The organism is Shinella zoogloeoides, assembly GCF_030733845.1.
Classification (GTDB): domain Bacteria; phylum Pseudomonadota; class Alphaproteobacteria; order Rhizobiales; family Rhizobiaceae; genus Shinella; species Shinella zoogloeoides_C.
On the sequence record NZ_CP132311.1, the window covers coordinates 2,111,520 to 2,124,763 of the forward strand.

At 66.0% G+C, this 13,244-nt stretch carries 11 protein-coding genes; all 11 read right to left on the minus strand.

Features of this window, described 5'->3' with window-relative positions; all coding sequences use genetic code 11:
- Window positions 1-50: 50 nt before the first annotated feature.
- Entirely contained in the window at window positions 51-737 is a 687-nt protein-coding gene (gene aqpZ, locus Q9316_RS11530) for an aquaporin Z (protein ID WP_306031757.1), read from the minus strand.
- 116 nt (window positions 738-853) lie between these two features.
- On the minus strand, window positions 854-1,828 hold the full coding sequence (gene murB, locus Q9316_RS11535; protein ID WP_306031758.1) for a UDP-N-acetylmuramate dehydrogenase: 975 nt from the start codon (window positions 1,826-1,828) through the stop codon (window positions 854-856).
- Window positions 1,825-3,240, minus strand: a complete 1,416-nt coding sequence (gene murC / locus Q9316_RS11540; protein WP_306031759.1) for a UDP-N-acetylmuramate--L-alanine ligase — start codon at window positions 3,238-3,240, stop codon at window positions 1,825-1,827. The genes murB and murC overlap by 4 nt, the downstream gene beginning before the upstream one ends.
- Entirely contained in the window at window positions 3,237-4,358 is a 1,122-nt protein-coding gene (gene murG, locus Q9316_RS11545; protein ID WP_306031760.1) for an undecaprenyldiphospho-muramoylpentapeptide beta-N-acetylglucosaminyltransferase, read from the minus strand. Before murG ends, murC begins: the two co-directional genes overlap by 4 nt.
- Before the next feature lie 9 nt (window positions 4,359-4,367).
- Window positions 4,368-5,522, minus strand: a complete 1,155-nt coding sequence (gene ftsW / locus Q9316_RS11550) for a putative lipid II flippase FtsW (protein ID WP_306031761.1) — start codon at window positions 5,520-5,522, stop codon at window positions 4,368-4,370.
- 14 nt (window positions 5,523-5,536) lie between these two features.
- Window positions 5,537-6,934, minus strand: coding sequence for a UDP-N-acetylmuramoyl-L-alanine--D-glutamate ligase (gene murD / locus Q9316_RS11555; protein ID WP_306031762.1), 1,398 nt, complete (start codon window positions 6,932-6,934; stop codon window positions 5,537-5,539).
- A gap of 6 nt (window positions 6,935-6,940) precedes the next feature.
- On the minus strand, window positions 6,941-8,041 hold the full coding sequence (gene mraY / locus Q9316_RS11560; protein WP_306031763.1) for a phospho-N-acetylmuramoyl-pentapeptide-transferase: 1,101 nt from the start codon (window positions 8,039-8,041) through the stop codon (window positions 6,941-6,943).
- Window positions 8,042-8,156: 115 nt separating this feature from the next.
- On the minus strand, window positions 8,157-9,590 hold the full coding sequence (locus Q9316_RS11565) for a UDP-N-acetylmuramoylalanyl-D-glutamyl-2,6-diaminopimelate--D-alanyl-D-alanine ligase (RefSeq protein ID WP_306031764.1): 1,434 nt from the start codon (window positions 9,588-9,590) through the stop codon (window positions 8,157-8,159).
- Entirely contained in the window at window positions 9,587-11,038 is a 1,452-nt protein-coding gene (locus Q9316_RS11570; RefSeq protein WP_306031765.1) for a UDP-N-acetylmuramoyl-L-alanyl-D-glutamate--2,6-diaminopimelate ligase, read from the minus strand. The genes Q9316_RS11565 and Q9316_RS11570 overlap by 4 nt, the downstream gene beginning before the upstream one ends.
- Window positions 11,039-11,105: 67 nt before the next feature.
- Entirely contained in the window at window positions 11,106-12,854 is a 1,749-nt protein-coding gene (locus tag Q9316_RS11575; RefSeq protein WP_306031766.1) for a peptidoglycan D,D-transpeptidase FtsI family protein, read from the minus strand.
- Complete coding sequence (gene ftsL, locus Q9316_RS11580; RefSeq protein WP_306031767.1) at window positions 12,854-13,243, minus strand: cell division protein FtsL; 390 nt, start codon at window positions 13,241-13,243, stop codon at window positions 12,854-12,856. Before ftsL ends, Q9316_RS11575 begins: the two co-directional genes overlap by 1 nt.
- Window position 13,244 lies beyond the last annotated feature (1 nt).

Sequence of the window (13,244 nt, forward strand, 5' to 3'; positions counted from 1 at the left end):
AATCAAAAACCCGCCGCGTCGCCGCGGCGGGTTTGTCTTTTGCGTGGATATCAATCGTTCTCGCCGACGACCTTCCAGATCACCGCGCCGATGACGGCGCCGAGGATCGGGGCGACCCAGAACAGCCAGAGCTGCGAGAGTGCCGCCGTATCGGCAAAGAGCGCGACGCCCGTCGAGCGGGCGGGGTTCACCGACGTGTTCGTCACCGGGATCGACACGAGGTGGATCAGCGTCAGGCCGAGGCCGATGGCGATGGGCGCGAAACCGACCGGCGCGCGGCCATGCGTCGAGCCGAGGATGATGATGAGGAAGAAGGCCGTCAGCACGACTTCGGCGACCAGCGCCGCCGTCAGCGAATAGCCGCCCGGCGAGAGCTCGCCATAGCCGTTCGACGCAAAGCCCCCCGCCTGGAAGCCGGCCTTGCCGGAGGCGATGAGGTAGAGCACGGCGGCGGCCGCGACCGCGCCGACGACCTGCGCCACGATATAGGGCACGAGGCTTGCGGCCGGGAACTTGCCGGCCACCGTGAGGCCGACGGAAACGGCCGGGTTGAAATGGCCGCCGGAAATGCCGCCCACCGTATAGGCCATCGTCAGCACCGTCAGGCCGAAGGCGAAGGAGACGCCGAGCAGGCCGATGCCGACCTCCGGGAAGGCGGCGGCCAGAACGGCGCTGCCGCAGCCGCCGAAGACGAGCCAGAACGTGCCGAGGAATTCGGCGGAAAGTTTCTTGAACATGAATGCCCCCTGATATGGGCCCCGCTGGAGCGAGGCCTCATCGCGCAACCATCGCGCGATCGAGGATAGCATTCGCTAAACCTTCCTGAACAGAGGCTGAATGAGGCGAAAAAGTGTCAGGCCGTGGCGCGGCCGAGGAATTCCTTGACCTCGTAGCCCGGCATGAAGCGGCCGACACGCTTGATTTCCCATTGCAGCATGATGCCGGAGTGCTCCAGCACGCGGCTGCGCACGGTCTCTCCGAGATATTCCAGCTCGTAGCCGGTGGCCTGCCCCGTATTGATCATGAAATTGCAATGCATCGGCGACATCTGCGCGCCGCCGATCATCACGCCGCGGCAACCCGCTTCGTCGATCAGCTTCCAGGCGGAATGTCCCTCGGGGTTCTTGAAGGTCGAGCCGCCGGTCTTCTCGCGAATCGGCTGGACGGTCTCGCGGTGCTGGCGCACGGCGTCCATCCGGGTGCGGATCTCGTCCTTGTCGCCCGCCTGCCCCTCGAAGACGGCGTGGGTGAAGATGAGATCGGCCGGCGCGGCGGAATGGCGGTAGGTGTAGCCCATGTCGGCATTCGTCAGCACATGCTGGTTGCCCTTGCGGTCGACGGCATGGACCTCGACGACGAGGTCCTTGGTCTCCCCGCCGTTCGCCCCGGCATTCATGCGCAGCGCGCCGCCGATCGAGCCGGGAATGCCGTAGTAGAACTCGAAGCCGGCAAAGCCGTGGTCGAGCGCCATGGCGGCGATGTTCTTGTCCGGGCAGATGGCGCCCGCCTTGATACGGTTGTCGCCGGCAAGCTCGACATCGCCGAAACCCTTGGCCGAAAGGCGCACCACGATGCCCGGAATGCCCCCGTCGCGCACCAGCAGGTTGGAGCCGACACCGGTGACGGTCAGCGGCACCTCTTCGGGCACCAGCTTGAGGAAGGTGACGAGATCATCGACGTCATGCGGATGGAACATCAGTTCGGCAAGGCCGCCGGCGCGGAACCAAGTGACGCGGTCCATCGGTGCATCCGGCGTCAGGCGGCCGCGGACCTCCTTGATGCCCTCGCCCAACGACGCCAGAAGTTTCGCACCATCCACCTGCTTCATGCCACCTGCCCCGAAATGCCTGCCAGTTCACCCGGCAGCGCCTGCGCCCAATACGTGATACTGCCAGCCCCCAAGAGAACCACAAAGTCGCCCGGCTTTGCAATGCCGGCGACGATCTCGGCCAGTGCCTCGGGCGAGGCGAGGAACCGCGCGTCGCGGTGGCCGCCCGACTTGATGCGGGAAACCAGCTCTTCCGCGCTGACGCCCTCGATAGGGTCTTCGCCCGCCGCATAGACCGGCGCGATCATGATCGTGTCGGCATCGTTGAAGCAGCCGGCGAACTCCTCGAAGAGGCTCGCCACGCGGCTATAGCGGTGCGGCTGGTGCACGGCGATGATTCGGCCCGAGCAGGCCTCGCGTGCAGCGCGCAGCACGGCCTTGATCTCCACCGGATGATGGCCGTAGTCGTCATAGACGCTGACGCCGTTCCAGCTTCCCGTCAGGGTGAAGCGGCGCTTGACGCCGCCGAAGCTTGCAAGCCCCTTGGCGATCAGCTCCGGCGAGATGCCGAGGCGCTGCGCGACGGCAATGGCCGCCGTCGCGTTGGAAACGTTGTGCCGGCCCGGCATCGGCAGGCGCAGGTCCTTCAGCGCGATCACCTGGCCGGTGCGGCGGCGGCGGATATCGACGTCGAAGACGGAGGTCGCGCCGTCCATGCGGATATTGCCGAAACGCACGTCGGCCTGCGGGTTCTCGCCATAGGTGATGACCTTGCGGTCCTCGATGCGGCTGACCATGGCCTGCACTTCCGGATGATCGAGGCACATCACGCCGAACCCGTAGAACGGCACGTTCTCGACGAACTGGCGGAAGGCCGCGCGCACGGCATCGAAATTGCCGTAATGGTCGAGATGTTCAGGGTCGATATTGGTGACGACGGCGATGTCGGCGGGCAGCTTCAGGAAGGTGCCGTCCGATTCGTCGGCCTCCACCACCATCCACTCGCCCTCGCCCATGCGGGCATTGGTGCCGTAGGCGTTGATGATGCCGCCGTTGATGACGGTCGGGTCGAGCCCGCCGGCTTCCAGCAGCGTCGCGACCATCGAGGTCGTCGTCGTCTTGCCGTGCGTGCCGCCGATGGCGATGGCATTGCGGAAGCGCATCAGCTCGGCCAGCATTTCGGCCCGGCGCACGACTGGCAGCAGTTTTTCCCGCGCGGCGATCAGCTCGGGATTGCTCTTCCGGATCGCGGTGGAGACGACGACCACTTCGGCATCGCCGAGGTTCTCGGCCTTGTGGCCGACGAAGACGTCAATGCCCTTGTCGCGCAGGCGCTGCACGTTGGCGCTGTCCGCCTGGTCGGAGCCCTGGACGCGGTGGCCGAGATTGTGCAGCACTTCGGCAATGCCGCTCATGCCGATGCCGCCAATGCCGATGAAATGAACGAGCCCTATGCTCTGCGGCATCTTCATGGCCGTTCTCCCTTGAATTGTGCGATCGTCCTGCCGCCCGCAATAGCCTCAACCATCAAGGCGAGCAAGCGCGCGGCATCCGGTTTGCCCGCCTTTCTGGCGTTGGCGGCCATCGCCACCATGCCGGAGGGATCGTGCATCGCCTTGGAAACGATACCCGCGAGACGCTCGGTGGAAAGCTCCGATTGCGGTATCACCTTCGCCCCGCCGCCGGATGCGAGCGCGGCGGCATTGGCTGCCTGGTCGTGATCCAGAGCATGGGGATAGGGCACGAGGATGGCCGGGCGGCCGATGACCGAGACTTCGGAAACCGTCGAGGCGCCGGACCGGCTGATGACGAGATGCGCATGGCCGATGCGCGCGGCCATGTCGTTGAAGAAGGGCGAGACATCCGCCGGGATGGCGAGATCGGCATAGCTGCGCACCACCTCGTCGCTGTCTTCCGGCCGCGCCTGCTGCGTGATCTTCATCCGCGCCCGGTCGGCGGGCTCCAGGGCCGCGATCGCCGAGGGGATGGCCTTGGAGAAGAACTGCGCGCCCTGGCTGCCGCCGAAGACGACGAGGCGGAATTCACCGTCTGCGGAGGCTTCGTAAGGAATGGTCGCGGCCTCGAGCACGGCGGGGCGCACCGGATTGCCGGTGGTCACCGTCTTGTCGGCATATTGCCCACCCGTCTCGGGCAGGAAGCCGCCGGCGATCGCCTTGACGCGGGCGGCGAGCGCCTTGTTGGCGCGGCCCATCACGGCGTTCTGCTCGTGGATCATCGAGGGGATGCCCATGCCGGTGGCGGCGAGCAGCGGCGGCACGGTCGGATAGCCGCCGAACCCAACGACGACCTTCGGCTTCAGCCGCGCCATCAGTTTTCGCGCGGCGCGGATGCCCTTCCAGAGGGTGAACAGGGACCTTGCGACGCTGACCGGGTTCTTCGAGCCGATCGTCGCGGACGGCACGACATGGATCTCGTCCGCCGGGAACTTTCCGGCGAAACGCTCGGCGCGGCTGTCCGTGACGAGATGCACGGACCAGCCGCCGGCCTTCAGCTCATGCGCCAGCGCCTCTGCGGGAAAGAGATGGCCGCCGGTACCACCGGCGGCAAGAAGAACGATGCCTTTGTCCATTCGAAACCCTTATTCAGCGGGCGCCACGATGCCGCCGCGGAAGAGGCTGCGCTCGGAGGCGCGCTTTTCCGGCCGGTGGCGGGTCAGCGCCAGGATGAAGCCGGCTGTCACGCAGATCGCGACCATCGACGAGCCGCCATAGGAGATCAGCGGTAGCGTCATGCCCTTGGCCGGCAGCAGTTCCAGGTTCACGCCGATATTGATCATCGACTGCGTGCCGAGCAGCAGTACGAGGCCGGCGACGGCGAAACGCGTGAAATCGTTGCGCTCCTTGAAGGCATGGTTGAGGCCGCGCATCACCACGAAGGCGAAGACCAGCACGATGACCATGCAGAAGATGATGCCGAACTCCTCGGCGGCGACCGAGAAGATGAAGTCGGTATGGCTGTCCGGGATGATGCGCTTGACGGTGCCCTCGCCCGGCCCCTGGCCGAACCAGTCGCCGCGGATGATGGCCTCGCGCGCCGTATCCATCTGGAACGTGTCGCCTTCGCCGGTGAGGAACTTGTCGATACGCGCCGCCACGTGCGGCAGGAAGGTGTAGGCCGTTAGCAGGCCGCCCACCGCGGCGCCGCCGAGGATGATGATCCACAGCCACGGCATGCCGGCCATGAAGAACATGCCGCCCCACACGGCGGCGGTGAGGATGGTCTGGCCGAGGTCGGGCTGGGCGACCAGCAGCGCGGCGACGATGCCGAAGAGGATGATTGCGAAGAGGTTGCCGGGGATTTCCGGCTGGCGGGCGTGCTCGGCGAAGAGCCATGCGCAGATGATGACGAAGGCCGGCTTCATGAATTCCGACGGCTGGATGGAGAAGCTGCCGATCGATATCCAGCGCCGCGAGCCCTTGACCTCGACGCCGAAGAACAGCGCCAGCACCATAGCCGCCAGCGAAAGGACGAGAAGGATCATCGCCGCCCGGCGCACCTGCCGGGGCGACAGGAAGGAGATGCCGAACATCACGGCGATGGCCGGCAGCAGGAACAGGGCGTGGCGCTTGACGAAGTGGAAACTGTCGAGCCCGAGACGCTCGGCGACCGCCGGGCTTGCCGCGAAAGACAGCATGAAACCGAGGCCCATCAGCACGATGAAGGCCGCGAGGAAGAACCGGTCTATCGTCCAGAACCAGTCCGCCAATGCACCGCGTTCGGCACGACTAACCATGTCTCTTCCCTCGCTTAAACCTCGACCAGCATGGACACGCCGGGCAGTGCCGCGACATGTCTCACGAAGGCGTCGCCTCTGACTTCAAAGTTCTTGTACTGGTCGAAGCTTGCGCAAGCCGGGGACAGCAGAACGGCAACGGGGCCGCTTCCATCCTTGCCGGCATCCGCCGCCGCGTCCTCGACGGCACGCTCCAGCGTGCCGGCAATCTCGAAAGGCACCGTCTCGCCGAGCGTCGCCGCAAAGGCCGGCGCCGCCTCGCCGATGAGATAGGCCTTGGCAATCTTCGGGAAGAAGCCGCCAAGGGTGGATATGCCGCCCTCCTTCGGCACGCCGCCGGCGATCCAGTAGATGCGTTCGAAGCTCGAAAGCGCCGGGGCGGCGGCATCGGCATTCGTCGCCTTGGAATCGTTGACGAAGAGCGTGTCACCCTTGCGCCCTACCGGCTGCATGCGGTGCTTCAGTCCAGGGAACGAGGCGAGCCCCGCGCGGATCTCGTCCTCGCCGACGCCCACCGCCAAGCACGCCGCAACGGCGGCGGCCGCGTTCTGCGCATTGTGGCTTCCGCGCAGCGTCTGGATCGACGAAAGGTCGGCGATCGCACGCGTCGCCCCGCTTTGTGCCAGGACAAGGCGCGCGCCATCCGCATAGATGCCGTCGGCCAGCACGTTGCGCCTGGATATGCGCACGACTTTCGTGCCGGTCCGCTCGACGCGGTCGGCGATCATCGCGCAGAACGTATCGTCGACGCCGACGATGGCCGTGCTGCTGCCCGCGACCAGCCGCTCCTTGACGTCGGCATAGTGCTGCATCGTGCCGTGGCGGTCGAGATGGTCGGGCGTCAGGTTGAGCAGGATGCCGGCGGACGGATTGAGCGTCGGGGCAAGGTCGATCTGGTAGGACGAGCACTCCACCACATAGAAGCGGCCGGCCTTCGGCGGATCGAGCGTCAGCACGGCCGTGCCGATATTGCCGCCGAGCTGCGTGTCGCGGCCGCTCGCCTTGAGGATATGGGCGATCAGCGCCGTGGTGGTCGACTTGCCGTTCGTGCCGGTGATGGCGATGAAGGGGCAATCGGGCGCATGCGCCCGGCGCTCGCGCACGAAAAGCTCGACGTCGCCGACAACCTCGACGCCGGCCGCACGCGCGAGGTCGGCGCTCCAGTGCGGCTTGGGATGGGTCAGCGGCACGCCGGGTGACAGCACCAGCGCATCAATGGCCTTCCAGTCGAGCTTGCGCAGGTCGCCGGTCCTGATGCCGGCGGCGGATGCGTTCTCGACGCTCGCCGGATTGTCGTCCCAGGCGATGACGTCGGCGCCGCCCGCGGCAAGCGCCAGCGCCGTCGCAAGGCCGGAGCCGCCGAGCCCGAAGAGCGCGACGGCCTTGCCTTTGAATGTGGTGACGGGGATCATCGGACCTTACCGCAGCTTGAGCGTGGAAAGGCCGACCAGCGCCAGCACGACGGCGATGATCCAGAAGCGGACGACGACCTGGCTTTCCGTCCAGCCCTTCTTCTCGAAGTGGTGATGGATCGGGGCCATCAGGAAGACGCGCTTTCCCGTGAGCTTGAACGAGGCGACCTGGATGATGACCGACAGGGTCTCCATGACGAACAGACCGCCGATGATCGCCATGACGATCTCGTGCTTGGTGGCGACGGCGACCGAACCGATCAGGCCGCCCAGCGCCAGCGAGCCGGTATCGCCCATGAAGATGGCGGCGGGCGGCGCGTTGAACCAGAGGAAACCGAGACCCGCACCGATGACCGCGCCGAGCACGACGGCGAGCTCACCCGTGCCGGGCACGAAATGGATCTGCAGGTAGTTCGAAAACACCGCATTACCCGCGAGATAGGCGATGAGGCCGAAGGCCGCCGCGGAGATCATCACCGGAACGGTGGCAAGGCCGTCGAGGCCGTCGGTCAGGTTCACGGCATTGCCGGCGGCGACGATGACGAAGCCGCCGAAGAGTATGAAGAAGATGCCGAGATTGACCATCACGTCCTTGAAGAAGGGAAAGGTGATGGACGAGCCGAAGGTCGAGCCCGCCGCTCCGGCCGAAAGCGAGGCGCGCATCATGAAATAGGTCGCAGCGCCCGCGATGACGAATTCGAGGGCAAGGCGGGCCTTGCCGGAAAAGCCCTTGTCCGTCTGCTTGGTGACCTTGAGATAATCGTCGTAGAAGCCGATGGCGCCGAAGCCGAGCGTCACGAGCAGCGTGGCCACCACGTAGACGTTGGAAAGGTCCGCCCAGAGCAGTGCGCTGCCGACGATGCCCGCCAGGATCATCAGACCGCCCATGGTCGGCGTGCCGGCCTTCTTGAAGTGGGTCTGCGGCCCGTCGGCGCGGATCGGCTGGCCCTTGCCCTGGCGGATGCGTAGCGACGAGATGATCATCGGTCCGAACAGGAAGACGATGGTGGCCGAGGTGAACAGCGCAGCGCCCGTCCGGAAGGTAATGTAGCGAAACAGGTTGAACACCTGAACGGTGTCAGCCAGCTCGACGAGCCAAAGCAGCATTGTCACCCTTTCCCCAAAAGGTTCCCCTGATCGTCCCGGCGTGACGACCGCGGACGAGAGAAGCAAATTTCAAAAAAGATAAGGTCCGGCGGACGTCTGCCCGGCCGAACCTCCCTCAACTCTCGCGCACCCTCTCGGGGAGCGCCGGATATTTGTCAAGCAGGGCCGCCACGATGCGGCTGAATCCCGTGCCCTTGGACGATTTGACCACCAGCACGTCGCCCGGCCGCACCGCATCGAGCGCATGGGCGGCGAGTTGGTCGGCGGTTTCGCGATATTCCGTTTCGACACCTTCCGGCAGCATGTCCCGCAGCGCCGCCATGTCGGGTCCCCCGAGCCAGACGTCGCCGACCCCAGCCGCGAGCAGAGGTTCGGCAAGGCCGGCATGCACGGCGGGAGAATGCTCGCCCATCTCCAGCATGTCGCCGAGGACCGCGATGCGGCGGCCGGTGCCATGCGGTTCGGCGTCGCGCAGCAGCGAAATCGCCGCGCGCATGGAGGCCGGGTTGGCATTGTAGCTTTCGTCGATCAGCGTGAACCAGCCGCCGTCCTTGGCGAGGCGATAGCGCCGGCCGCGCCCCTTCTCCGCCTGCATGGTCGCAAGGCCCGCCATCGCCTTCTCGATGTCGCCGCCGGCAAGATGCACGGCGCCGAGCACGGCCACGGCGTTTTCGGCGATGTGCCGGCCGGGCGCGCCCATCGGCACTTCCAGCGTCTGGCCCCCGACCGCGGCGCGCAGCAAGCTGCCATCAGCGGTGCTGATGAAATCGAGCAGGCGGAATTCCGCCTGCGGATCGGCGCCGAAACCGTGGATATGAGACACGCCGGCCGCCTGCGCCGCCTTTTCGAGGAAGGCGAACTGTTCGTTGTCGCGATTGAGCAGCGCATGGCCGCCCGGCACGACGCCTTCGAAGATTTCCGCCTTGGCGCCGGCGATCTCTTCAAGGTCGCGGAAATTGCCGAGATGGGCCGCCGCGATGGTGGTCACGATCGCCACATGCGGGCGCACCATGCCGACCAGCGGGCGTATCTCGCCGACATGGTTCATGCCGATCTCGAAGATACCGTAATCGGTGGTCTCCGGCATGCGGGCGAGCGTGAGCGGCACGCCCCAGTGATTGTTGAAGGAAGCGACGGAGGCATGCACGCTGCCTGAGGGGGCAAGCGCCTGCCGCAGCATCTCCTTGGTCGTCGTCTTGCCGACGGAGCCGGTGACGGCGATGATGCGGGCGGCGGTGCGGTCGCGCGCCGCACAGCCGAGATCGACGAGCGCCTGAAGCACGTCCGGCACCACGATCATCGGCGTGACGAGACGGCCGAGCGCCGGCAGCTTGCCCTCGCTGACGACGAGCAGCCCCGCGCCGTTGGCGATGGCGAAGCTCGCGAAATCGTGGCCGTCGACGCGGTCACCCTTGATGGCGAAGAAGGCTTCGCCGGGCGAAATCGCGCGGCTGTCGATGGAAATGCCCGAAATGCCCTGCGGCAGGTTGCCGATGGGGCGGCCGCGCGTCGCCGCAACGAGATCAGCGCTGGTCCAGAGCCATGTCACCGGTCGAACTCCTCCAAGGCCTTGCGCAGTTCGGCATGATCGGAGAAGGGCAGCGTCACGGCGCCGACGGTCTGGCCTTCCTCATGTCCCTTGCCGGCGACAATCAGCGTATCGCCGGACTGCAGCATCCGGACGGCATTGCGGATCGCCTCCGCGCGGTCGCCGATCTCGCTCGCCCCCTTGGCCGCGGCCATGATCTCGGAGCGGATGACGGCGGGAACTTCCGAGCGCGGATTGTCGTCGGTCACGATCACCACGTCGGCAAGGCGCGTGGCGATCTCGCCCATGATTGGCCGCTTGCCCTTGTCGCGGTCGCCGCCGCAGCCGAAGACAACGATGACGCGGCCCGTCGTGAAGGGGCGCACGGAGGTCAGCACGTTTTCCAGCGCATCCGGCTTGTGGGCATAGTCGACATAGGCGAGCGCGCCGTTCTTCGCATGGCCGACCAGTTCGAGGCGGCCCGAAGCGCCGATCAGCTTTTCCAGCGCCGCCATGGCGGTGGCAGCGGGAACGCCGGTCGACATGGCAAGGCCGGCGGCGACAAGCGCATTGGCCACCTGGAAATCGCCGGCGAGCGGAATGTGCACTTCGAAGATATCATCGCCGACGTGGATTTCGGCGGTCTGCTTGTGGCGGAAATGCTCGACGCGCTTCAGCGCGAGATAGTCGCCCTTGCGGCCGACGGTGCGCACGTCGAGGCCGGCCTTGCGCGCCGCGTCGATCGCCACGCCCGACCATTCGTCGTCGGCATAGATGACGGCCGGGCCGCCCTTCGGCAGCAGCGTATCGAACAGCCGCATCTTGGAGGCCATGTAGTGCTCGACCGTCGGATGGTAGTCCATGTGGTCGCGGCCGAGATTGGTGAAGGCGGCGGCGGCGAGCTTCACGCCGTCGAGGCGCGACTGGTCGAGGCCGTGGCTGGAGGCCTCCATCGCCGCATGGGTGACGCCGGCATCGGCAAGCTCTGCGAGCAGCGCATGCAGCGAGACCGGATCGGGCGTCGTCAGCGAGCCATAGTCGTTGCGGCCGGGCGCGACGACGCCGGTCGTGCCGATCATCGCGGCCGGGTGGCCGGCATGCGCCCAGATCTGACGCGTGAAGGAGGCGACGGAGGTTTTTCCCGCCGTCCCGGTGACGGCGACCATCGTTTCCGGCTGGCGGCCATGGAAGCGGGCGGCGGCAAGCGCCAGGAAACGGCGGGGTTCGGCAACGGCAATGACCGGCACGGCCGCTTCGGCGGAAGGACCCTCGGCGACGACGACGGCGCTGGCACCGCGGGAAACCGCATCGGCGATGAAGGCGCTGCCATTGGCCCTGGTGCCGGAAAGGGCAACGAAGAGATCGCCCGGCCTCACCGTCCGGCTGTCGCTCGTGATGCCGCTTATCTCCGTGGAGGCCGCGGCGCTCGAGAGGTCGGTTTCGGGTCCGGCGAGGTCACTGATCTTCATTGTCCGCTCTATATGCTTTCTGTTGGCAGCCGTTCCGCCCCACGAATCGGCGTCCTGTCATCTCCATTCAATAAGACACAAGCAAGGCAGACCCGTCCTCACCAAATTTCGGCTTTACACCGAGAAGCGCGGCGGAGCGGCGGATGATTTCGCCCACCATCGGCGCGGCGTTGAGACCGGCGGTGCGGCCCCCGCCCTCGCCTGTCTGCGGCGCATCGATAAAGGTCAGGACGACGTATTTCGGGTCGTCGATCGGGAAGGCCGAAAGGAAGGCATTGAAGTTCTGCGTGTTGGAATAACGCCCGCCGACAACCTTGTTGGCCGTGCCGGTCTTGCCCCCGACATTGAAGCCGGGAACCAGCGCCCGGCGGCCGGAACCGTCGTTGGCGTTGAGCTTGAAGAGGTAGCGCATCTTCTCGACGGTGTCGGGCTTGACCACCACCTTGGCGACCTCGTTGGCCTCGTCGGCCGTGCGCGGCAGGAAGGTGGGATTGATGAGCAGGCCGCCGTTCATCAGGGCGGCGGCGGCGACCGCCGTCTGCAGCGGCGTGGTGGAGACGCCATGGCCGAAGGAGATGGTGATCGAGTTGATCTTCTTCCACTCGCGCGGCTGGGTCGGCGTCTTCACCTCCGGCAGCTCGGTTTCGAGGCGCGTCAGGAGGCCGAGCCGGGTCAGGAACTCCTTGTGCCCGGCGATCCCCACGACGTCGGCCATCTTCGCCGTGCCGATGTTCGACGAATACTGGAAGATCTCCGGCACGGTCAGCACCCGGTGCTTTCCGTGGAAGTCCTTGATCGTGAAGCCGCCGATGCGGATGGGCGCGCGCGCGTCGAAACTGTCGGTGATCTTCACCTTGCCGGAATCGAGCGCCATGGCGGTGGTGAAGCTCTTGAAGGTCGAGCCCATCTCGAACGTGCCGTTCGACATGCGGTTCATCCAGCCTTCCTTGGCGCCCTCCGCCGGATTGTTCGGATCGTAGTCCGGTACGGAGGCCATGGCGAGGATCTCGCCGGTATGCACGTCCATCACGACGGCCCCGGCGGCGATCGCCTTGTATTTCTCCATGCCTTCCTTGACGACTTCGCGCACGATGGCCTGGACGCGAAGGTCGATGGAAAGGCGCACCGGCTCCAGCTTGGCGTCGCTCGTCATGCCGATGGCCGCAAGATCGGCAAGCCCCTGGCTGTCGATGTAGCGCTCCATGCCGGCAATGCCGCGGTTGTCGATATTGACATGGCCGACGATGTGCGAGGCGGTGGCGCCGCCCGGATAGAAGCGGCGCTTTTCCGGCCGGAAGCCGACACCGGGAATGCCAAGCGCCAGGATGCGGCTCTGCTGCTTGGGGGTGAGTTGGCGCTTCAGCCACTGGAAGCGCGACTTGGAGGTCAGCTTGCGATAGGTGCCGCGCCGGTCGAGGTCCGGCATCACGGTCGCGAGCATCTCGACGGCCTCGTCCACATCGACGATCTTGTGCGGTTCGGCATAGAGCGAGACGGTGCGGATGTCGGTCGCCAGGATCTCGCCGTTGCGGTCCACGATATCGGGACGCGAGGCCATCAGGTGGTCGGCCGGGCCGATCGAGGAGACCGTCTCCGGCGAGGCCATGCCGTATTGCACGAGGCGGCCGCCGATCACGGCATAGACCATGCCGAAGCAGCAGATGATGACGGCGACGCGGCTGCGGGCCTGCGAGCCGGAGCGCTTGCGCGTACCCTCGAAGGCCTGGCCGCCATTGCCGCCGGTCCGGTTGTTGTTGCCGCCGGCGCTGAAATGCGCCTTGCTCTTCAAGTCCATGATGCGGGAGAGAAACGACATCAGTTTGCCACCGATCCGGTTTGGATTGCATCCGTGCCCGAAGTCTTCTTCTTGTTCTTGGCGACCTTCTCTTCCTTGGCCGGCTCCAGCGCCGGCAATTCGTCCATGCGCATCGGCAGCTCGTTCGGTTGCGCGAGCTGGGTCGATTCGGTCGGCACGAGCTTGAGGTCTGCCTCGAAGGTCTTGACGAGACGGTTCAGGCGGTTCGGCTGGGTGAGCAGCGCCCAGTCGGCCTTGAGAAGATCGATCGTGTCCTCTTCGAGTTTGATCTCGGAATCGAGCTTGCGCACCTCTTCGAGCTTGTTCTCGGCCTGGTGCTTGATCGAATAGGTGACGGTGGCTGCTGCGGTCATCACCGCGATCATCACGACATCAAGGGTACGGAACATC

Bases quoted from the DNA above. Each gene is read 5' to 3' on its own strand.
- murB (WP_306031758.1), bottom strand. From the start codon at position 1,828: ATGAAGCAGGTGGATGGTGCGAAACTTCTGGCGTCGTTGGGCGAGGGC.
- murG (WP_306031760.1), bottom strand. From the start codon at position 4,358: ATGGACAAAGGCATCGTTCTTCTTGCCGCCGGTGGTACCGGCGGCCAT.
- murD (WP_306031762.1), bottom strand. From the start codon at position 6,934: ATGATCCCCGTCACCACATTCAAAGGCAAGGCCGTCGCGCTCTTCGGG.
- Q9316_RS11570 (WP_306031765.1), bottom strand. From the start codon at position 11,038: ATGAAGATCAGTGACCTCGCCGGACCCGAAACCGACCTCTCGAGCGCC.
- murC (WP_306031759.1), bottom strand. From the start codon at position 3,240: ATGAAGATGCCGCAGAGCATAGGGCTCGTTCATTTCATCGGCATTGGC.
- mraY (WP_306031763.1), bottom strand. From the start codon at position 8,041: ATGCTGCTTTGGCTCGTCGAGCTGGCTGACACCGTTCAGGTGTTCAAC.
- ftsW (WP_306031761.1), bottom strand. From the start codon at position 5,522: ATGGTTAGTCGTGCCGAACGCGGTGCATTGGCGGACTGGTTCTGGACG.
- aqpZ (WP_306031757.1), bottom strand. From the start codon at position 737: ATGTTCAAGAAACTTTCCGCCGAATTCCTCGGCACGTTCTGGCTCGTC.
- ftsL (WP_306031767.1), bottom strand. From the start codon at position 13,243: ATGTTCCGTACCCTTGATGTCGTGATGATCGCGGTGATGACCGCAGCA.
- Q9316_RS11575 (WP_306031766.1), bottom strand. From the start codon at position 12,854: ATGTCGTTTCTCTCCCGCATCATGGACTTGAAGAGCAAGGCGCATTTC.